Origin of the sequence: Dokdonia sp. R78006 (assembly GCF_042466145.1) — a bacterium.
Lineage (GTDB): Bacteria > Bacteroidota > Bacteroidia > Flavobacteriales > Flavobacteriaceae > Dokdonia.
Genome location: NZ_JAXHBU010000001.1, coordinates 751,792 through 773,803, shown reverse-complemented (window position 1 = coordinate 773,803; position 22,012 = coordinate 751,792). Strand labels below are relative to the sequence as shown.

13 protein-coding genes are annotated in these 22,012 nt (G+C 37.6%); 3 read left to right on the top strand and 10 right to left on the bottom strand.

The genetic code is table 11. From position 1 onward, the window contains the following. Positions 1 to 27: 27 nt before the first annotated feature. Positions 28 to 972 carry a carbohydrate kinase gene (locus SJY37_RS03545; protein WP_298329689.1) on the bottom strand — a complete coding sequence of 315 codons (945 nt, stop codon included), beginning with the start codon at positions 970 to 972 and terminating at the stop codon, positions 28 to 30. Further along, a complete protein-coding gene (locus SJY37_RS03540; RefSeq protein ID WP_298329686.1) occupies positions 962 to 2,311 on the bottom strand; it encodes a sugar porter family MFS transporter in 1,350 nt (449 codons plus the stop codon). Before SJY37_RS03540 ends, SJY37_RS03545 begins: the two co-directional genes overlap by 11 nt. A gap of 286 nt (positions 2,312 to 2,597) precedes the next feature. Here SJY37_RS03540 and SJY37_RS03535 point away from each other — a divergent pair, with 286 nt between their 5' ends. The 3 genes from SJY37_RS03535 (at position 2,598) to SJY37_RS03525 (ending at position 6,757) form a co-directional block, all read left to right on the top strand. After that, the gene (locus SJY37_RS03535; protein ID WP_013750926.1) at positions 2,598 to 3,638 is read left to right on the top strand and encodes a LacI family DNA-binding transcriptional regulator; all 1,041 of its coding nucleotides are present in this window, start codon (positions 2,598 to 2,600) and stop codon (positions 3,636 to 3,638) included. Positions 3,639 to 3,719: 81 nt separating this feature from the next. Beyond that, positions 3,720 to 4,376 carry a beta-phosphoglucomutase gene (gene pgmB, locus SJY37_RS03530; RefSeq protein WP_298329681.1) on the top strand — a complete coding sequence of 219 codons (657 nt, stop codon included), beginning with the start codon at positions 3,720 to 3,722 and terminating at the stop codon, positions 4,374 to 4,376. Between the two features lie 89 nt (positions 4,377 to 4,465). Continuing rightward, positions 4,466 to 6,757 (top strand): glycoside hydrolase family 65 protein, encoded by a 2,292-nt coding sequence (locus tag SJY37_RS03525; RefSeq protein WP_379952821.1) that lies wholly within the window; start codon positions 4,466 to 4,468, stop codon positions 6,755 to 6,757. 76 nt (positions 6,758 to 6,833) lie between these two features. Here the strand turns inward: SJY37_RS03525 and SJY37_RS03520 are convergent, their stop codons facing one another. The 8 genes from SJY37_RS03520 to SJY37_RS03485 form a co-directional block, all read right to left on the bottom strand. Continuing rightward, a complete protein-coding gene (locus tag SJY37_RS03520; RefSeq protein WP_298329676.1) occupies positions 6,834 to 7,439 on the bottom strand; it encodes a DUF4230 domain-containing protein in 606 nt (201 codons plus the stop codon). 170 nt (positions 7,440 to 7,609) lie between these two features. Next, the gene (locus SJY37_RS03515; protein ID WP_298329673.1) at positions 7,610 to 8,179 is read right to left on the bottom strand and encodes a pentapeptide repeat-containing protein; all 570 of its coding nucleotides are present in this window, start codon (positions 8,177 to 8,179) and stop codon (positions 7,610 to 7,612) included. A 1-nt stretch (position 8,180) separates the two neighbouring features. Beyond that, complete coding sequence (locus SJY37_RS03510) at positions 8,181 to 9,071, bottom strand: GyrI-like domain-containing protein (RefSeq protein WP_298329671.1); 891 nt, start codon at positions 9,069 to 9,071, stop codon at positions 8,181 to 8,183. Between the two features lie 11 nt (positions 9,072 to 9,082). After that, entirely contained in the window at positions 9,083 to 10,435 is a 1,353-nt protein-coding gene (locus tag SJY37_RS03505; protein ID WP_298329668.1) for a vanadium-dependent haloperoxidase, read from the bottom strand. Beyond that, a complete protein-coding gene (locus tag SJY37_RS03500; protein WP_298329665.1) occupies positions 10,435 to 13,674 on the bottom strand; it encodes a VCBS repeat-containing protein in 3,240 nt (1,079 codons plus the stop codon). The genes SJY37_RS03505 and SJY37_RS03500 overlap by 1 nt, the downstream gene beginning before the upstream one ends. A 3-nt stretch (positions 13,675 to 13,677) precedes the next feature. Then, a complete protein-coding gene (locus tag SJY37_RS03495; RefSeq protein ID WP_298329662.1) occupies positions 13,678 to 17,016 on the bottom strand; it encodes a VCBS repeat-containing protein in 3,339 nt (1,112 codons plus the stop codon). 5 nt (positions 17,017 to 17,021) lie between these two features. Next, positions 17,022 to 20,306, bottom strand: coding sequence for a VCBS repeat-containing protein (locus tag SJY37_RS03490; RefSeq protein ID WP_298329659.1), 3,285 nt, complete (start codon positions 20,304 to 20,306; stop codon positions 17,022 to 17,024). Positions 20,307 to 20,388: 82 nt separating this feature from the next. After that, complete coding sequence (locus tag SJY37_RS03485) at positions 20,389 to 22,005, bottom strand: RagB/SusD family nutrient uptake outer membrane protein (RefSeq protein WP_298329657.1); 1,617 nt, start codon at positions 22,003 to 22,005, stop codon at positions 20,389 to 20,391. Between the last annotated feature and the right edge of the window lie 7 nt (positions 22,006 to 22,012).

Below are 22,012 nucleotides of genomic sequence, written 5' to 3'. Positions count from 1 at the left end.
ATTCAAATTTTCGCGAAAGCGTAATTACTAAACATCATCAAGTAAGTCATTTACTTCATCATTATGCACTATTGGATTTGCACCAGCTTTGCTAGCGACTAGGCTACCCATAGCACAGGCTACCTCAAGTGCATCTTCTGCCGTTTCTCCAGATAATAAACCAAAGACTAGGGTTGCTAGAAAGCTATCTCCTGCGCCTACGGTGTCTGCCACTTTAGTTTTAAAACCTACTTGAGTGTGGATGCCACCTTTATGTAGTAACATCGCTCCCTCTGAACCTAGTGTAACGCAAACGGTAGGAGTCTCTGTCATTGCACTAAGCATTTTGAGCTCATCTTCCAGCGTCTCGGCCTCTATACCCATTGCTAGTACAACAAGCTCTAGCTCTTCATCGTTGAGCTTTATCATGTCGGCCGCTTCCATAAGCCCTACAACGACTTCAAGATCGTAATGGGGAGCACGAAGATTTAAGTCAAAAACTGTAAACTTAGATCGTTCTATGAGTACCTCTATCGCTTCCAGATTTACCGGAGGTGTAATCTCTTCTTCTGTGTCAAGTAACATAGCGTCTAGATTTACGCTTTCGCGAAAAACGAGACTGCCTATAATCAAGGCGTCTGCATCTGTGACTGCTGCTACATTATCTTCTGTCCATGCAATTGCATCCCAAGCAGCATTGTCTCCTATCTCATAAGAAGCAACACCTTTTTTATCAAGAGCTACGGTTACTTGACCCGTAGGTTTATCATTGCGTTGAATATATTTGGTCTTTAGCCCAAACTCTTTAATCTCGGCAAGTGCTTCTTTACCTAAAGCATCATTACCTAGGGTGGAAATCATAGCTACATCTACTCCAAAAGAGTGTAAGCGCAATGCCACATTGAGTGGAGCGCCACCTAGGTGTTTTTTATCTGGAAATACATCCCAGAGGATTTCGCCATAACAGGCAACTTTAAGTGGATTATTTGGCATGGTCTACGAGGTCTTTTTCTAGTTCTTCTAAGGTACGTCCTTTTGTTTCTGGCATGTATATAATTGCCCATATCAATTGGAGTACCATCATTCCTGCAAAGAAATAATAAATATTCCAAAGATTGTCCCTCATGATCCCTTCTTTATCATCTATAAAGAATGGTGTCACGAGTGTAATGATAGCAGCAAATACCCAATGGGTACTTGTTCCCCAGGATTGACCATAAGCTCGCACGCGATTTGGGTATATTTCTGAGAGAAATACCCATATTACAGCTCCTTGACCTATAGCGTGTGATGCAACAAATGTGCAAATGAAGATAAGTAGTAGTGTAGCGCTTAGCTCCATCTGGAAACATATACCTACCATGACTAGGCTTATAATGTAGCCTATGGAGCCTATAATAATAAGCTGTTTTCTTCCCAATTTATCCAGTAAACGCACTCCTATGAATGTGAATATAAGATTTACAATTCCTATAGAGATGGAATTGAAGAGTGACTCGGCTCCTCCTAGCCCCGCTTGTTCTAGAATTTGAGGTGCGTAGTATAGCACAAAGTTGATTCCAGATAACTGATTAAAAAATGCAATGAGAAACCCTAGCCATAAAATGCGTGAGTACTTTTTTTGAAATAGATTTTCTGAGCTTGTTTTTTGTTGTAAGTCTAGCTTAATTTCTTCAAGTCGTTGTTGTGCAGAAGCGGCTCCATTATATATTTTTTGCAGCACGAGCATCGCTGCTGCATCGTCTTTCTTTTGTAAAACTAACCATCGCGGACTATTAGGAACCTTCATTACCATAAGTGTATAAATAAGCGCAGGTATTGCTTCTATACCAAGCATCCATCTCCAGTCATTTGCGCCATCTACACCTTTGAGTAACCAGTTTGATACAAAGGCTATGAGAATACCAGAAACTAACCAAAATTGGTATAAACCTCCCAGCTTACCACGGTTAGACTCCGAGCTTATTTCTGTTATATAAATAGGAGCCGCCACAGAGGATACTCCTACACCTATGCCTCCTATAAATCGAAAGGCAGAAAAGGTATAAGGGTCTTGAGTAAGTGCACACCCTAAGGCAGAGACAAAAAATAAAATACCTATCCAGAACAGCGTTTTTTTACGTCCTAATATTTTGGTGGGAAAACCACCTAGTAAAGAACCTACTACCGTTCCCCATAAAGCCATACTCATGATAAAGGTACCGTGCATAAATGGAGATAAGTTCCAAAGTTCTTTAATAGGAGAATTTGCCCCACTTATTACTACAGTGTCAAAACCAAATAAAAATCCGGCTAGAGCTACTGTGATACTCCATTTTGTAATTTCTTTCATATATATGATATAGTATTAATGGTGTAACGTTAAGTATTTGAGTTGATTAGGAGCATAATAAACACTCGTTATGAGTTGTTTTTTTTAGATTTCTCTTTAAAAAACGTGTTTTTTAAAGGTGCTGTAAGCAAACTCGTATTTTGCATAAAATGCTTTAAAGTAGAAAGAAAAATAACAAATTCGTGTAAATAATAATAACTTATTAAGAATACATCGTTTTCGTACCCAAAAGGTTTTAACTAAATTGTACTCTAGCCACTAGTAATCCTATTTTTACAATACCATTATGAAAAGAAAACTCACCTTAAAATTAATTGCCAAAGAACTTGACGTCTCTATCTCTACTGTTTCTAAAGCATTGCGCGATAGTGCAGAGATAAGTGAGGACACTCGCCAGAAGATCAAGGCCTTTGCAAAACTCTATAATTATAAGCCTAATAATATTGCATTAAGTCTTAAAAATAGGAAGACGCGCACTATTGGGATAATTATACCACAGATTGTACACCACTTTTTTACTACCGTTATACGTGGAGTAGAGCAAATGGCTAGGGAGCATAATTATAATGTGATTATAACGCTGTCAAATAATGATTTTGATAAAGAGGTTCTCAATATGGAACTTCTCGCAAATGGTAGTACAGATGGATTTATCCTTTCTTTGTCTAAGGAAACTATGCAAAAGGATGACTTTAGACACCTTACAGAGGCTATTGATCAAGGAATGCCAGTCGTAATGTTTGACCGTATTGTGGATGAAATTCCATGTGATAAAGTACTCATAGATGATAGGGAAGGTGCAAAACTAGGAGTGAATCATCTTATAAGAACAGGATGTAAAAAAATTGCAATCATTACTACAGATGACTATATAACAGTAGGGAAATTAAGAACCAAAGGTTACATAGAAGCACTAGAGTCTGCAGGAATAAAAATAGACACAGATCTTATTTTAAAGTTAGACGCAATAGATGATCTTAATGATAAGACTATGGCGCGCATCAAGCATTTCTTAAAGGGAAAAGATATAGATGGCGTGTTTACCATAAATGAGATTTTTGCAGTAACTGCTGCCAAATATATCATGGAGGCAGGTAAATCAATTCCTAATGACGTTGGCATTGTGAGCTTCTCAGATGGTGAGTTGTCTAAGCATTTTGTGCCTAGTCTTACTACGGTAAGTCAGCACGGTGAACAAATGGGGCGTAAGGCAGCAGAGCTTCTCATTAATAAACTAGAACGTCCGGAAGAGGAGATAGAAGAGTACACAACAGCTTACATAGAAACGAGCCTTGTAGAACGAGAAAGTACGAAGCGAATTAAATAGTATCGCTTTCGCGAAAAAATGAAAATCAACACAAGCGTTTGCCTTTCATTAAAAAGCAATACGCACGAAAATAACTTAACATTGAAAAAGAAAGCATTCCTATTTGACCTAGACGGAGTCATCGTAGATACAGCAAAGTTTCATTACCTCGCATGGCGTAATCTTGCCAAAGAAATGAACTTTGATTTTACCGAAGAGCAGAACGAACTTTTTAAGGGAGTAAGCCGTGTGCGATCACTTGAAATATTATTAGATCTAGCATCATATCAAGCTACGCAAGAACAAAAAGAACGCTGGCTTATACAGAAGAATGAAGAATATCTCAAGTATATAGAAGCAATGGATGACAGTGAGATTCTTCCAGACGTTGTGCGCGTACTTGATTTTTTACATGAAAAGAATCAAGGTGTAGCTCTTGGAAGTGCTAGTAAAAATGCTAGGCCTATCTTAACAAAGCTTAATCTTATACAGAAATTTGAAGCTATAGTTGATGGTAATGATGTGACGGCTGCAAAGCCAGATCCAGAAGTATTTTTAAAAGGAGGAGAAGCTTTAAAAATAGAACGTACAGATTGTATCGTTTTTGAAGATTCTATTGCGGGAGTACAGGCGGCAAATGCTGCTGGAATGGTAAGTATAGGTATAGGAGAAAAAGTTGTATTACATGAAGCAGATTATGTATTTACAGACTTTACAGAAATGAGTGATGCATTTTTAGAGTCACTTATTGAAGCATAAGAGTACTATAGCACAACAGTTATTTAAGTAAACGGTTTACAGTGCCAATTTATAAGTAGAGCATTATTGTTTAAAATTTTATTGAGAGTATGCATATAGATTATATCACACCAAATCATTGGTCCATTATAGAAGAGGGATGGAATCCGGATAATGTAAAGTCTTCAGAAAGCTTGATGGCACTAGGAAATGGAGCCATGGGACAACGCGCAAATTTTGAAGAAGATTACAGCGGAGCCACTTTTCAAGGAAGCTATATAGGAGGTGTGTATTATCCAGATAAAACTCGCGTAGGCTGGTGGAAAAATGGATATCCAGAGTACTTTGCAAAGGTGCTCAATGCTCCTAGCTGGATAGGCATAAAAGTGACAGTAAATGGTGAGAGCCTAGATTTACATACGTGTAAAGAGGTAAAAGATTTCCGTCGCGAGCTTGATATGAAAAGCGGTGTATTGTACAGAAGCTTTAAAGCGACCTTACAAAATGATGTAGAGGTTGCAGTAAAGTCTACACGCTTTTTGAGTATGAAGATGGATGAGGTAGGTGCTATTAACTACGAAGTAACACCTATTAATGAGGATGCAACTATAAGTTATGAGCCGTATTTAGATAGCGGCATTACTAATGAAGATTCTAATTGGGATGATAAGTTCTGGAACACGCTAAAGGTTTCAGAGGATGGTGATATGGCTTTTATTACGTCACACACCATGAAAACAGAATTCCACGTGTGCACTATGATGCATAATAGCTTTAATATTGATGGTAGAAAAGTTGCGCTTTCGCGAAAGCGTACTAATGCTACAGAAACATATATTGGGCATATTTATGAAACAGAAATCTCTCAAGGAGAAACCTTCAGTATTCATAAATTAGGAGGGTATGTAAGTAGTCTTAATCATGAGCAAGATAATCTTGTAAACGCTGCTACGACAGTAATTAATGAAGCAGCTGCGATTGGTTTTGATGCGTTACAACAACTTCAAAAGGAGTTGTGGGCACAAACCTGGGAAATGTCTGATATCACCATAGAGGGTGATGTAAAGGCGCAACAAGGTATACGCTTTAATATCTTTCATCTCAATCAGACATACACGGGACAAGATAGTCGTCTCAACATAGGCCCTAAAGGATTTACTGGAGAGAAGTATGGAGGATCCACTTATTGGGATACAGAAGCATATTGTATTCCGTTTTACATGGCGACTAAGGATCAACAAGTGGCTAGGCAGTTACTCACCTATCGCTATAATCAATTAGATAAAGCCATTGAGAATGCAGAGAAGCTTGGCTTTTCAGGAGGTGCTGCATTATACCCTATGGTCACAATGAATGGGGAAGAGTGCCATAACGAGTGGGAGATTACCTTTGAGGAGATACACCGTAACGGCTCTATGGTATATGCTATTTATAACTATGAACGCTACACAGGCGATACTACTTATATTCCAGAAATGGGGCTAGAAGTGATTATAGCTGTAGCACGTTTCTGGAGACAGCGAGCTACTTTTTCTAAAGCTAAGAATGCCTATGTGATTCTAGGAGTTACAGGGCCTAATGAATATGAAAATAATGTAAACAATAACTGGTTTACAAATTATATTGCAAAGTGGTGTATGGAGTTCGCTTTCGCGAAAGCTGAATTGATAAGAGACACTCAAAAGCAGGACTGGTCTCGTATATATGGTAAAACTCATCTGTCTTATGACGAGATGCTCTCTTGGAAATCTACTGCAGAACAGATGTATTTCCCATATTCTGAAGAGCATGACGTATTCTTACAACAAGATGGTTTCTTAGATAAAGAGTTAATCACCGTAGCAGATTTACCAAAATCCAACCGACCTATTAATCAAAAATGGTCTTGGGATCGCATCTTGCGTTCGCCTTACATTAAACAAGCAGATACATTACAAGGTTTTTACTTCTTTGAGGACCACTTTACTCAAGAAAATCTAGAAAAGCACTTCGACTTTTATGAGCCATTTACGGTACATGAAAGTTCGCTGTCGCCATGTGTACACGCTATACAGGCTGCTAAGCTAGGTAGGATGGATCAGGCATATGAATTCTACTTACGCACGTCAAGGCTTGATCTAGATGACTATAATAAAGAAGTAGAAGAAGGTTTACATATCACGAGTATGGCTGGAACCTGGCAGAGTGTGGTAGAAGGTTTTGGGGGAATGCGTGTGAAAAATGATACGCTATCTTTTGAAACTAAAATCCCAGATGCATGGGAAGCTTATTCATTTAAAGTGAACTTTAGAGGACAGATTCTTAAGGTTGAGGTCAATAAAAGTGAGACAGCATTTACCCTTATGAGTGGAGATGAGCTAGATATTATTGTAAACGGTAATAAGCAAACAGTAAGCGCATAAGTCATTTTTAATATACTTAAAAACGCATCATAGAGATTCACTTTATGATGCGTTTTTATTTTATGAAACTAGTTTGTTAAGGTTTAATAGGGTTTGCTTCATCTATAATATTGCCATTATACTCTAGCGTCCATTCTAGCGAGCTAGTAAGAAGATAAATTTTAGAAAGCTCTGAGATGAGTCTGTTTTGTGCATTTGTATACAGGGTAGAATTTTTAATTTCTTTTTCAAGGCCATTTTGTACGCGTGACTTTATAATATTATAGTCTCGAGCATTAAACTGGTTGAGGTAGTCTTGTTGCACATCATAATATTCTATATTAGGATTAATCTTTAACTCAGGTTCTGGAATATTAGTAATGCGAACAGTTTTTGTGAGCTTATCGATTTCTGTAGTAACCTTAGAAAGATCGTAGGCGATGGTTGCTTCTGCATTTACAACAACCAGTGCTTTTTTTGTAGCAGATAGCACATCTACATAGAATTTTTTTGAATCTTCATAAGTAAAGACTTGTGCATAATTGCCTTCTGTAACAATGAGCTTACCTACATTTTTGATTTGTTTTTCTATAAGAGCGGTATTTGCTCGCAGCTGTTCTTTCTCACTTTGAGTATGCTCGCAATACCGTAAGCCAAAAACAATAAATAAGGTGAGTATTGCACCAAAAAGTATGTTACGCATAGTTGTGTTTTTCCATAACTAAGGTACATAAAATAAAAAGCCACACGTTAGTGTGGCCATATGAGTTTATAAATCCCCCAATTTAATCCCTCATTGATTATTGATGTAAATATAGTTTGAGGGATAGCTTTTTAGTAGGGGCATTTACCCCCTTTTATGTATTACAAATCTCACTTAAGATTAAGCTGTAAGTGTGCTACGAGTCCTTCTAAGTTGTCTTTAGAAAACATAGCGCCTTTCATATTGTTATTCGTAGTGTCAATAGTAAAATCGAGCGCTTCTATAAAATCTGCTTTAGTAAGATTTGTATTGTCAAAGATGGTTTTACTTAATGTTGATCCAGTAAATGTGGCCTGTGATAAATCTGCACTAGTAAAATCAACCTCGGTAACTTGGCAAGAAGTAAAAGATGTTCCTTTTAAAGGTAGTTGTGTGAAATTTGCTAGCTGTAGTATGCTTTCGCGAAAGCGTATATCCAACATAAACGGCTGGCAAACACTGAAATCTGCGCCTAGTAATTTACACGACTCAAAAGTAACTTGGTTGAGTGTTGTACCGCCAAATTTTACATTAGTAAGGTTGCAATCTATGAATGTACATTCTAGAAAGCTTATATTTGAGACATGAAGATTTTCAAAATTACAGTCTGTAAATGTGCAATTGTCATACTCACCTTTTTTAAAGGATTGTAAGGTGAAGTCTGTGGATACAAAATCTTGGTCATCAAAAAAATTAGACATACTAGTTCATTATAGGCATGTAGATTTCTGTTTTCCAATTGCTCTCGTCTCCACCCATGTTAGGATTATTATAAAACACTTCAGTTGGCTTTGGATCTACGTTGATGTTATTGCTTTTTGCATAATTAAGTAAGGCATACCAAGCGCGGTCTGAAGTAATATAATTGCCATTATAGATAGCTTTAATAGCTCTTGTCGCGTGTCTTGATCCATACTTTATATCTTTTACCTGTGGTAGCGAGTCGCGCTCAATTATAGGAAAAGCAAAGTGGTATTTTATACTATCTGTATCACGGTTCCAGTCTGTGATTTGTACAAATGGCCGACCATCAAGTGCTATGTCATAAGACGCCATTGTGCCTTGTAGGTGGTTTATGTCGCGCATCATTCCGCCTGCTTTGAGAATTTGTAATCCCTCTAACGTTGTATAGGCATAAAACTTTGCTGGTAACTCTTCTTCACCTATTATAGTTACTGTAATTCTATCTAAGTGATCTTGCAGTAGTTCATTAAATTCTAAAACTGTTGCCGTGGCACTTTTCTTAAAGTCTGTAGTTTTAAAAACACCTTGTAAACGGTTACTTAATGAATGTGTAGGGTCTGTTACGTGTACCGTGATTTCAGAAAGCGAGTCGTGTATTTTGGCTATATGCCACTCATAGATATGAGTGGAGTCTTGCCTTGTGAACTCTTGAGTAATTTGGATATTTTCCTCTCCTAGTTTTACATCAGTAATAAGAGCTCCGTCTTTCCAGTTTTTTATAGATTGCTCTATGGTGCCTAGGGTAGTTTTGGCTTTTATTTTGGCGGTAAAGTCTCCTGGTTTTAAAAAGAAATACCAGCCTGCAGCTGCAATCAAGGCAATAAATAATATCGCTATAACTTTTTTCATTATTTCAAACCTTAGTTAGTTGCAACCATCGTTTCATTTTTCATCTCAAGTGTAGAGACAACAAACTTCCCTAATTTTTGACCTTGGTCCAGTCCTACTGCTACTGCAGCACGATAGTGAATCCCCCCATACATGCGGCTTACAGCAGCTTCCTCAGCCGCAGCTTTAAATGATGTGAAGCTACGCACCGGAAGTCCGTATGCTATTTCTGTATCATCATCAAAAGAAAAGTCATCGCCAAAAATGCTAGTCAATGTCTCAGATGCTGCACCAGATACTACAGAGTGTCCACTCACATATTCTGGAAACGGAGGCGTTTGTAATATAGGTTTCCATGAGTCATCTATGTGATTGTTGATTAGCGTTTCTGGGCGTATCAGGTTAGAGCGATATTTTTCATCCCAGCAAGAGATAAACGCATCGTTCATGGCAATAGATGTTTTTGCATAGGCATGTAATGTATTCATTACATCAAAATCTGCCTTCTTTGAAGCAATCTTAGTAATACCGATCCAGTGTCCTCCAGGAGTAATCTTTTTAGTTGCAAACATTAAATGACCGCGAGTTACAGATACGTATGGGTTACAATCCCAAAACTGAGCAATCGCAATCTCTTCTGAGGTGTCACCATCTTTTGTGATTTGCTTGCTTATGTCATAAACCTCTTTAAGCTCCTTATAAAAATCTGAATCTTCTTCTAGTGAGAATGGAGGTGGCGGTACAGGCTTAAATTGATCTGCAGATGTAAGTGTAAATGGTCTAATTTTATTCCAGTGAGGCTCTATACCATCCATGTATGCTGGAGGGGTAGGTTGCCAGCGAGAAGGCTCATCTGCATACACAGAAAACTTTGGCATTGTGCGCGTCTGTTTGTAATTATCTCCATCCATCCATTGTGCGATATGACCTGCTACTTCTAGCCCATAATCTCGAGACTGTATAAAAACATCTTCATTGCTCTCTTTCCATGTCGTGTAGAGGCTATCTCTATATGTCTCAATTTCTTGCTCAGAAAATATGAGGCGCTTGCTCATTTCCATATGAGCAACCAGTGCTGCAAGTTCAAAGTTTATAGATGTTTCCTTTGATGGAGTTGGAATACTTTTAAGACCTGCTAGCTGTCCAGCAAGAGAGTTAAATTCAGTATCATTTACAGCTAGTATTTCATAAGCTGCAATATTAGGATACGCATAAATACGACTCGCAACAGGTGGTGAGAAAATGTCGTGTATAATAACCTCAGTAACCTTGTCTATTGCATTGTGAAAATGTTCAGGAGTAATTACAATAGGCTCATCTTTTGAAGAGCATGAAGTGATTCCTGTGGCAACAATGAATAATAAAATGTAATATGCTGTTTTCATTAATCAGGGATTTGTATGTTATAAACTTGTGCGGCTTCGTTATTAAAAGTCACGAGCAAGTATGAAATATTGTTTACGGTTATAATGTCTAAATGTCTTATCGATTTTTGTGCAAAATCTAGCCCTAGTTCATATCCTAAAGTCACCTCGTTTTCTGAAGCTATAAGTGCCCCAGAAAATGAATCTAGCCTACCGTGATATGGTTTTGTGCCAAAATAATTTCCTCCTGCTAGTACTTCCTCGGTGCCATCGCTATTAAAGTCGTGAACCACGAAATCCATAATAGGAGCTACTTGCAATGCACCGGTGAAAGGTACAAAAGTAAAAATTCCTTTTTCATTTTTTAAATATCCGGAGGCCAAGGTGTTTACTTCAAATCGTTGAGAGGTATTGAGTGCTTTTTCTCCAAAAATTTGGGACACGGTATCTCCAGCAAAATCATTGTTATTTGCATATTTCTTTTTAAGAAATACGAGTTGAGCACCTAGCTCTTGAAGATTTTGAATAGGGTAGTAGTTTCCGTCTTTTGCCGTAGTAACAATGGTTTCTGTTTGCCCATTATTATCAAAATCTGAGTAATACATTGTCATGGGAAACGCTGTAGATGCTGTAAACTTACTGTTTGTTCCCCAGTTCCCAAGTAGGTAGTCCATATCACCGTCATGATCTATATCAAACGGTTGTATGCTTTGCCATAAACCATTGAGCGTAGCGTCTAGTACTTCTTCTTTTTTAAGAATACCATCTTCATTTTTATAAAAAAGCGGCTGCATCCATTCTCCTATGACAATTAAATCAGTAGCGCCATCTCCATTAAAATCTGTCCAGACGGCATCTGTGACCATTCCTAGTTCACCTAGAGGGTTGTCTTGATCTTTTATAAACTTACCTTCATCATTTTTTAAAAGAAGTGATGCTGGAACTTTTCCAAAGTCACCCGTAACGGCATGATTACCTACAAAGAGATCCTCATCTCCATCTTGGTCATAGTCACTTGCGATTATAATTGAGGTGTTAGCTCTTAGACCTGACATGGTGGTAGTCAGCGTGTCTGTGATTTTCAAATAATAGTTTTCTAAAGCCTCGTTTACTTCAGAAAAATCGCCGCCTGCTGTGCCTACGATAATTTCATTGTTTAGTATAGTAGCTGTCACATCCTCTGTTTTTGAAAGAGATTTTAATGGGGTTGAGTACGCTTTCGCGAAAGCGTTATTTCCTCCAGTATACACGGCCGAAGGTATAAACTTAGAACTACCAAAATAGATGTCGTCATTACCATCACCATTTATATCGCCAATTGCTGTTGCAGGACCACGGTCGGATATTTGATAAGGAATTAGTTGCTGCCTGTTAAAGTCTATATAAGCATCTTCCTTGTGTACATAGTCTATACCTAGATTTCTTGGTTCTTTAGTAAATAGCGTCTTGCTTTTTATTTGAAGTAAACTATAGTCAAAAGTGGTTGTGTTTTCTGGTAATATAGACAATGTTTGATTTGTGGTAACATTGTATAATACTTGGTGCTTGTTATCTGGCCAAATAATACGAAGTGAGTCTATGGAAGTGTTCTTTTTAAAACCAAAATGAACAACCGGCTCAGAGGATGCTTGAAATCCTCGTGCAGTATACAATTCCTTGTATTGTAATGTTCCATTTTGATATGCAAAAACCTTAGTGCCTATACCGAGCGAATTAGCTTTGGAATAGTTAAACTTTAATTTTAAAAAGGTTGCTGTAGTGTCTGTTTGGTTCACGTAGATAGTGGCTTCTTGATTGATGTTATTTACAACAACATCAAGGTCTCCATCATTATCAAGATCTGCCAGCGCAGATGCACCAGACACCGTAGGTTTTTTGTCAATCCACACTCCAGATTGATCTGTAAATACGAGGTCTTCATTTCCTTGATACACGTAATTGTGTGAAGCACCATTAGGCATAAGATTAAGAGCTTCGTTATCTAGAAGCCTTGTCTCGTTGAGCCTGTTTTGAATCTTACCGCTAGAAATGAAATTAATGAAATCAAGATTATTAGGTCGTTTTGGGATACCATTTGAAATAAACAAGTCTTGATTTCCATCTTGATTAAAATCTGCAAATAGGGCACTCCAGCTCCAGTCTGTTGCTGCAACTCCAGAGGAAAGGGCACGTTCTTGAAATTGATATCCCGGCTGATTTACAAATAGCATATTGCGGGTAAACTGGTAGTGATACCCAAAACGTTCTGTACGCAGTTTTTGTGTTTGGATATTATCATCACCTTCGGAAGCCTTTAGAACATTCTCGTCTTCTGGTAACATATCGAGTGACATGAGATCAGGGAAACCATCATGATTAACGTCGGCCACGTCATTACCCATTGAAAATCTTGAGGTGTGTGGGAATTGTTCTTTTAAGCTTTCGCGAAAGCGTAATCCTCCTTCATTGATATAGTAATAGTCGTCCTCATGAAAGTCATTACCTACGTAAATATCTGGATAACCATCCTGATTAAAATCTGCAATAGAAATCCCTAGCCCATACCCATTGATACCACCAAAAATGCCCATTTCCTCACTGACGTCTGTAAAAATGTTTCCATCGTTTCTAAGAAGTTTGTCTCCTGTTTGCTCGTTACGTTCTAAACGTAAATCTGCATGACCAAATGAGGATTCTGTATGTACCGCATGGTTGAGTATATACAGGTCGAGATCGCCATCTTTATCATAATCAAGAACGGCGGCCGTGGTTCCATAATTTTGAAAATCAAGACCAAACTCTGCAGCGCGCTCTGTAAAGGTCTCATCACCATTATTTATAAAAAGCTCGTCGTGTCCCTGGAAATTGTTTATGCCTACTACGGCACGTACATAAATATCTAAGAGTCCATCTGAGTTTGCGTCAAACATTATCGCTCCAGTGCTCCACGAGCTTTTGCCTGCTACGCCAGCACTAGCCGAGATATCTTTAAACGTAAGGTCGCCATTATTGAGGTAGAGCTTATTTTTTACTTGATTTCCAGAGAGGTAGATATCTGGTAACCCATCGTTGTTAATATCTCCTACAGCGGTGCCACCACCATTATAGAAGTACAAGTAGTCGAGTATATTGAGACTATCTGTCTCTGTGAGATTGTTTGAAAAAGTGATTCCAGTACTCGTGCTTGTAGGATTTAAAAAAAGTGCAGGCGCTTCTTGTACTGGTTGATTAGTACAACCAATAAGCAGATAACACAGACTTAATAGAACTCCCCACTTCATGAATTATTTATTTGCAGTGAAAATTCTAGGTTTTCCATCATTAATTGCCGCTACAAGAAATACATTGCCTTGAGCATCCTTAAATGATTCTAGATGTTTCATTTCTTCGCGTACAAAGAAGCCAGTGTCTGTATAATCTTGCCATTCAAAATTTGCTTTACCGTCACCTAATAACACATGAGCATATCCAGCATCAAGTTGGGAGTACTGAGGTTTGAATTCAAAATTATTACCTCCCATTAAAATATCAAGATTGCCGTCATTGTTTACATCTGTACACGTAATGCCACAAATGCAAGATAGTTGCACTCGGGTAGGTAATGCTTTGATGGTAAAGTTGCCGTTTCCTTCATTTATAGCTATTACAGTCTCGGCTGTATTGACCTCTTTTATAATTGCGTTAGCTAAAATATCCTTAGGAAAAAGTTCATCAATGGATCGCTTTGCATAATCTGATGCTTTGAGATTTTTCTTTTTGAGAGAAACTATTTGTGATGTGATTTCGCTTTTTTGATGTATTGGAAAGTCTTTGCCACCCTCTGAGTAGGTGGTGATTTGTTCTATCGTACCATTTCCATCAAAGTCTGTGATAAACATTTTAAGCGGGCCATCACTTCCTGGTTTGTAATGCACATTTGTTCCATCATTACCGAGTATAAGGTCTAAGTCGCCATCATTGTCAAGATCTGCGCTTTGTATAGCATTCCACCATCCTGCATAAGATGATAGTCCAGTATCTATAACTTTAATGGACTCGCTTGTGATGTTAAATGCAGTAGGAGTCCCCCAGTCTGAAACCGTTATTAATTCTTTGTTGTTGTCACCATCAAGATCTATCCATAGTGCGTCTGTTACCATTCCAGCAGGATTAAGCTGCTTAGACAGTAGATTGTCTTTAATGAAATTCCCTTTTCCGTCATTAATTAATAATGCGTGCGGCGGATTAATACCATAAACACCTGCGACGCTTCTACTACCAATGAATAAATCGATATCTCCATCGCCATCAATGTCGTTAGATGCAATTACAGATGCACTTTGATGTGCAGATGGCAAACTACGTGCATCTTTAAAAGTTCCATTACCGTTATTTATGTAAAGTCTAGAAATGTAGTAAGCCTCCGCATCTACTTGACCACCTCCAGTGGATACAATAAGATCTAAAAAGCCGTCATTATTTACATCTACAAAAGTGGCTGCTGTGTCTTCAAATAATGCAGCCTTTTCAAAAGTAATTTTACTAGATGGAACAAGATTACCTTTTCCTTTATGAAGAAAGAGCATACTAGTTTGTCCTTTGGCTCCACCTATGAAGATATCGTCATTGCCATCATTATCTATATCTCCTATTGCAATTGCAGGGCCTTCTTGAGAAAGTTTTTTTGCAATGAGTCCCTCAAAATCAAAGTCACTATAATTATTCTCTTTGTGAGCAATAAGTGTAGGGTTTGTAATTTCCTTAAGTAATGTAGGCTTATTCTTTTTTACAGGGATATATGTTTCAGATGCGTCTGTAATTGATAACCTAAGTGTCTTGTTTGCTTTTACATTTTTTAGAAGCTGTGTTTTGTCATCAGGCCATATAACGCGAAGTGAGTCTATAGTAGTAGAGCTTCCTAGTCCTATAGTCATATTATGATCCATAGATGATTGGAATCCGCGAGAAGGTATAAGTTCTTGCAATACAGAAAGGTTATTGTGGTAGAGCCTTACTGTGGTACCTACGGCAAACTTGTTTTTGTCACCTCCTTTAAAAGTGAGTTTAATATAGTTATGATCTTTATCGACCTTCGTATTGTTGCGGTAAATGAAGGAAGGCATATTTACGTTGTTAACCACGATGTCTAAGTCACCATCATTATCAAGATCTGCGTGAGCTGCACCATTACTCATACTTGGTGTAGCAAGTCCCCAGTCTTTAGATTTATTTTTAAACGTGATGTCTTTTTGATTGTGATACGCATAATTTGCCAGAGGTTTGATAGGCATTTTATTGATAATAGAATCAACAGGATGTGTTTTGCCATTAACCTTACTTCTAATGAGTTCGTTTGCAAAGAAGTCTACAAAGTCAAGATCTGTTAGGTCATGATTTATACCATTTGTAACATAAATATCTCTGAAACCATCATTATCCATGTCAAATACGAGTCCAGACCAGCTCCAGTCTGTAGCATTCACTCCACTATGATATGCAGTTTCAGAAAATGAACCATTGCCATTATTTATTTGTAATGTGTTCTGTATAAACTGCTGGTAAAAATCATCACGTTGTTTGCGCTTGTAAATATTGTACCCATCAAACTCCATAACAGACTTAACACGTTGCTCATTTTCGGGCAACATATCTGTGATGAAAATATCTTGTAAACCATCGTTATTTATATCAGAAATATCAATTCCCATCGCCGATAGGGATAAGTGAGAGGTCCATTCTTTTATTTCTTCTGTAAATGTTCCATCCTGATTGTTGATGTATAAATAGTCACGCTCAAAGAAATCATTTGAGATGTAAATGTCTGGCCATAAATCTTGGTTAATATCAGTAACTACGACACCCAGCCCAAAGCCTATCAAGGAACCATAAATACCTGCCTCTTCACTTACGTCTGTAAATATCCCACCGTCGTTGCGCATTAGTAAGTCTCCTACGCCGCGTATATCTTCATTTACATTTGCCCAGTCTTGAGCACGCTTATCTCGCTGGCCTCTATTACCTAAACTATTTACAGGAACATTACTGTTATTAAGGATGTACACATCAAGATCACCATCTTTATCGTAATCAAAAAAGGAAGCCTGAGTAGAAAATCCTGAAGTCGCTAGGTTGTATTCTTTTGCTTTTTCAGTAAAGGTTAGGTCGCCATTGTTTATGTATAAATCATTATCATGACTGTCTTCTTCGAGGTTTCCTGCGTTACTCACATAAATATCAAGAAGTCCATCTGCATTTACATCTGCCATTGTTACTCCTGTAGACCAAGGCTTGTTACCTTCAATTCCTGCAGATGCTGAAATATCTTCAAATTTAAAATCTCCTTTATTTAAAAAGAGCTTGTTCTTACCCATATTTGCCGTTAGGTAAATATCTGCAAGGCCATCATTATTAATGTCACCTATGGCAACTCCACCACCATTATAGAAGTTTCGGTATTTAAAAATATTGAAGTCGGATTCATTTTTGATGCTATTTATAAAATTGATACCAGTACTGTCTGAGGGCATCTCCGTAAATAACGTATCGCTCTCTGTATTATGGGTTGTGTTAGACTGCTCATCACAAGAAAGTAATAATAGGGGAAGGACTATTAATAAAAGCCCATATTTTTGTAGTGTTTCCATAAAGTTTAGTCGTCTTTTCTCATGAATAATGGGGTGTCATTATTCCTTCCTATAAGGTAATAGGTGATTCCAGAAATAGTTATTTTTTGTATACTTCTAGAGGCTCCTAAAATATTAAATTTTGGTTGTTTTTCTATGCGGAAGAAGCCCTTTTTATCGTTGATAAGTAGAACGCCTTGTGATCCATCTAGTCTTCCTAGTTGAGTGCTTATTTCATAATCATTGCCTACTAACAATACATCTTTATAACCATCGTCATTTATATCATCCACTAGAATGTCATGAACAGATGAGATTTGAGAAAGTAGTGGTAGTTCATGTGCTGTAAATGTATTGTTTCCGTCGTTTTCAAAATACATGGAAGCAAGTTGTGTGACAGACTTTACTTGAGCCTCTCTTAGTTTATCTTGAGGTAGTATTTCTTTAAATCTCGCTTTCGCGAAAGCGTTATAAGACAAGTATTTTTTATTAAGTTGAGGTAGCTGTTTTACGAGTTCATCTTTTGTTGCAATGGTAGTTTCTTCTCCTTGATAATAATAGGTTACAATAGGGTCTTGAGTTCCGTTGCTGTCAAAATCTTGAATATATAATTGTAACGGTTGATTTGTAGAAGCAGTGAGCCTTGAATTGAGTCCCCAATTTCCTGCAATGATATCTAAATCTCCGTCATTGTCAAAGTCTGCTACTTTTAACGAATTGAACCATCCTGTAGACGCTTCTAATCCGTTATTATCTTGCTTTGAAAGCTTGATTCCATCATTGAGAAAAATTGCAGGAGACATCCAGTGCCCTACAACCACAGCGTCCTTGTATCCGTTGTTATCAATATCTATCCATTCAATATCTCGGACGTTTCCTAAATGCTGAAACGATGTGCTGTACTGAGTTGTAGCATCCTTAAAAACACCTTCCCCATTATTCTCAAGAATATATTGCAGTGGAGTAGTGCCAAATTGTTGAGGGATTACGTCACTAGTTATAGAGATATCGAGATCTCCATCATTATCGATATCTATGGCTTTTACTGTAGATGCGTTTACTGCTATATCTGAGAATACAGTCGCGTCATAGGTTAATGATGTTCCATTATTAATATATAATCTTGGTTGAAGAGGCTTGCCAGATTTTATTTCATTCCCACCGCTTACTATAATTAAGTCGTTTAAGGAATCACCATTTATATCTGCAATGACAGCATCAATGTCCTCATGTATTTGATGTTTATTACTCTCCGGGAGATGTACTTCGTTAAATGTACCTGAGGATGTCTGTACATAAGTGGTAGATTCTCCTATTTTAGAACCAAGAGCAACCATGTCATCAAGTCCATCATTATTTAAATCTCCTGCAACAATTGCTTTACTCAGGTTAGTAGATGCATAAGGTACAAGAGGATTCCTGCTAAATTCGAGTGTTGCGTTATCTATATGTTTAAAAGGTATAATGCTGTCAGTTATTTGTGCTTTTAATGTTTCCTTTTGGCTAGATGGGAGTACAGAAGAAGCATTATGTGTTAGCGTAATAAGTTGATTTGTTTTTAAGTTTTTCAAGGTTTGGGTCTTGTTATCTGGCCATATAACAGTGAGAGAATCGATGCTTTTGTGTTTTCCCAAACCAATTGATAACTCGGGCGCTACAGAAGATAAGTATCCTCTAGTAGTGTAGTTTTCAAAATATTGATAGTCTGTTGGCGTGTAAACCTCAATTTTGGCTCCGATACCCAAGGTGTTTTGAGCAGATCCTTTAAAACGAATCTTCAGATAATGTACACTATCTTTTAATTGTTGGGTTCTGTTTTCTAGTAGATACGCCTGCTCATTTACATTATTTACGATAATGTCTATATCACCATCGTTATCTAAATCTGCATAACTACTTCCGTTACTAAAGGAGGTAGTACTCTTTATCCAAGATTTTGAGGTGTTCTTAAACGTGCCATCACCATTATTTGAGAAGAAATAGTTTTCTGTTTTCTTTTGTGGTATTTCTTCTAATAGCGGAAGTTCCTTGTCAGTCATGCGGCTTCCTATTCTTTTTTGAATGTTTTCGTTAGAGATAAAATTCACAAAATCCATATCGTTTGTTGCACCTATGATACCATTTGTAATGTATATGTCTTTATCACCATCGTTATCAAAATCTGCAAGTAGGGGAGACCAGCTCCACTCCGTACTTGATATACCACTCAAAAAAGCAGTTTCAGAAAATTGCTCTTTCCCTTGATTGATATGCAAAGTGTTTTGCATGAATTGAGGTCGATATCCTTGACGTAACTGATTTTGGAATATAGGGAAGTTAAATTCCGTTCCAGAAGATTTTAAGGTTTCTAAATTCTCTGGCAGCATGTCTACAGATAGAATATCAGTAAAACCATCATTATTCACATCTGCAATATCATTACCCATAGAAAAATGGCTAGTGTGACCTAACTTTCCTTCTGTGGTATTGACCTCTTTAAAAGTTCCGTCAGTTTGATTAATGTAGAGATAGTCATCTTCAAAGAAATCATTACCTATATAATTGTCAGGATAACCATCGTTGTTTATGTCGCTTATGGCAAGTCCTAGTCCGTAACCTATTCTAGATGAAAATATATTCGCTTTCGCGGAAACGTCTATAAAAACACCGTCTCGATTTTCTAATAATTTGTCTCCATTGATGCTATCCACCTTTGTACGCTGACTTCCTCGACCAAAATATGCATTAGGATATAACGAATGCCCCATGATATAGGCATCAAGATCTCCATCATTATCGTAATCAAAAAATGAAGATTGAGTAAATAATCCAGATAGATCTAATTGATATTTTTTTGATTCTTCTTTAAAAGTAAGTTGGCCATTGTTGAGACCTTGATTTACGTAGAGAAGATTATGCCCTTTAAGCTTTAAATGCCTGGCTACTTTGGATACGTAGATGTCTAGTAGTCCGTCATTATTGATGTCTACAGTAGTTACACCCGTAGTCCAGCCAGTATCATTAGAGATGCCTGCTTGTGCTGTAATATCTTTAAAAGTAAGATTGGATTGATTGTGATATAGTTTATCTGGTCCTTGATTTGAAGTGAAATAAATGTCTATTAATCCATCATTATCAAAATCTCCAGTTGCTACACCTGCTCCGTTATTGTAGTAGAGATAATTTAAAATATTTAAATCTGAGTCAGGAGATAAATCATTCTTGAATGTTATACCTGAATCTGTTTTAAGTATAAAGCGTACATCTGTTTTTTTGTCCTTACATGAAAGTATGAAGAAGATTAAAGCTATAAATGTAAAAACCTGTCTCAAGATGATGTACGTCTAAGTTGTATATATAAAAAGAGGGCTAGATAACATCTAACCCTCTTTTAAGCTAATTAAATCACCAAGTTTAGTAGCCTGGATTTTGTGTAAGATTAGGGTTTAATGTTACCTGACTTGCTGGAATAGGGAAGAGGTTTCTAGTTTCATCGCCTACAGCGCCTGGAGCTTTAAGTTCCCAGTCTGCAGTAAATTGTCCAAATCTAATTAAGTCATTACGTCTCCATAATTCTGCATATAATTCACGTCCTCTCTCGTCTATAAGTTCTTGAGCTCCTACAGAGCCAAGTGGAGTAGCTCCTCTTAGTACACGAAGTTCATTCACTAATGGTGTAGCATCTCCTCCAGAACGGAAAAGTGCTTCTGCTTTCATTAGGTGTGCATCTGCATATCTAAAGAAAATCTCGTGAGAGTTAAAAGACCCATAACGAGCAGCATACTTTTGTAAACGTATACCTGTAGTCTCATCATTGTTTATAAGACTTACGTTACCATCTCCATCTTTAAAGTCTCTTTTGAAAGTTAATGGAGCACCAGCTCTGTCTTGTAGTGGTGTTCCATCTGCAGCATATTGTTGACCTATTAAGAATCCAACACCAATATGTGATGCATCTGCTATGCCATCTCCATTATTGTCTGTACATCCATCACATGCTCCAATTGGCTGACCACCTGTAGGAACTACACCTCTACGTTCTTCTTGACCACTTCCTTCTACGTTAATTTCTGAGTCTCCTTCAAAAAGATCATAATAAGAAGATAATGTTGCAAAGCCGTTCCATCCACCACCGGTGTTGTCACGCTCACTAGTTTGTGCGTAGTGAAGTCCATTCCAAATTCGATTACCTACCTGAGCTCCCAAGAACCAGATAGTCTCATTATCTCCTGACTCACGAAAAATATCAAAATATCCTTCTACGAGATCGTATCCTTCTCCGTTAATTTGGTCTACAAGTGATACTACTTGACTCATGTCTGCACTTGCAGCTTCAGTATCTAAGTAAATGTGTTTGTTAAGAAGCACCTTTGCTAGTAAGTACCTTGCTGCGGCTTTATTTGGTCTACTATTGTTAGTCATAGGAGCTCCGGCAGGAAGCTGATCAATAGCCTGATTTAAGTCAGATACAATCTGATCAACCGCTTCTGCACCTCTAAGTACGATAGGATCTTCAAATAATGAAAGTTCTGGATCACGTACAGGTACCTGTCCCCAGTTGTCAAGAACAACCCACATACCCAATGCTCTTAAAAAGTAAGCGTTAGCACGATCCTCTGCAGTAGCATTTACTGATAGCTCAGAAAGAATCTGTGCAGCTTGAAAGTGTGTTGTGTTCCACTGTAAAAAGGCAGATTGAATAAACTGGTGAGTAGTTAACCAGTTGTGCTGGTGTAACTGTCTCCAGATACCATTATCTCCCCAGTCAGATCCTCTTGTCGGTATAAGAGCTGCATCGGTTGTCACTTCTTGAAGTGCAAAGATGTTTGCCTGATCACCTATTTGACCATTAATGTTGTTAAACATGTTATCTATAAAAGATGCAGGCTCAAGTACTCCGTTAAAGCTTTCTCCAGTAATAACCGAATCTGTGCTTTCGATTTCTAGATCAGTACACGATGTCGCCAGCGCTCCGATCATAAATGCTCCCGCTATGAAGCGGGTTGCATTTAGTTTAATGTTTCGTTTCATAATTTTT

Coding starts and splice junctions, on each gene's coding strand:
- SJY37_RS03545 (WP_298329689.1), bottom strand. CDS start 972: ATGCCAAATAATCCACTTAAAGTTGCCTGTTATGGCGAAATCCTCTGG.
- SJY37_RS03540 (WP_298329686.1), bottom strand. CDS start 2,311: ATGAAAGAAATTACAAAATGGAGTATCACAGTAGCTCTAGCCGGATTT.
- SJY37_RS03535 (WP_013750926.1), top strand. CDS start 2,598: ATGAAAAGAAAACTCACCTTAAAATTAATTGCCAAAGAACTTGACGTC.
- SJY37_RS03525 (WP_379952821.1), top strand. CDS start 4,466: ATGCATATAGATTATATCACACCAAATCATTGGTCCATTATAGAAGAG.
- SJY37_RS03520 (WP_298329676.1), bottom strand. CDS start 7,439: ATGCGTAACATACTTTTTGGTGCAATACTCACCTTATTTATTGTTTTT.
- SJY37_RS03515 (WP_298329673.1), bottom strand. CDS start 8,179: ATGTCTAATTTTTTTGATGACCAAGATTTTGTATCCACAGACTTCACC.
- SJY37_RS03510 (WP_298329671.1), bottom strand. CDS start 9,071: ATGAAAAAAGTTATAGCGATATTATTTATTGCCTTGATTGCAGCTGCA.
- SJY37_RS03505 (WP_298329668.1), bottom strand. CDS start 10,435: ATGAAAACAGCATATTACATTTTATTATTCATTGTTGCCACAGGAATC.
- SJY37_RS03500 (WP_298329665.1), bottom strand. CDS start 13,674: ATGAAGTGGGGAGTTCTATTAAGTCTGTGTTATCTGCTTATTGGTTGT.
- SJY37_RS03495 (WP_298329662.1), bottom strand. CDS start 17,016: ATGGAAACACTACAAAAATATGGGCTTTTATTAATAGTCCTTCCCCTA.
- SJY37_RS03485 (WP_298329657.1), bottom strand. CDS start 22,005: ATGAAACGAAACATTAAACTAAATGCAACCCGCTTCATAGCGGGAGCA.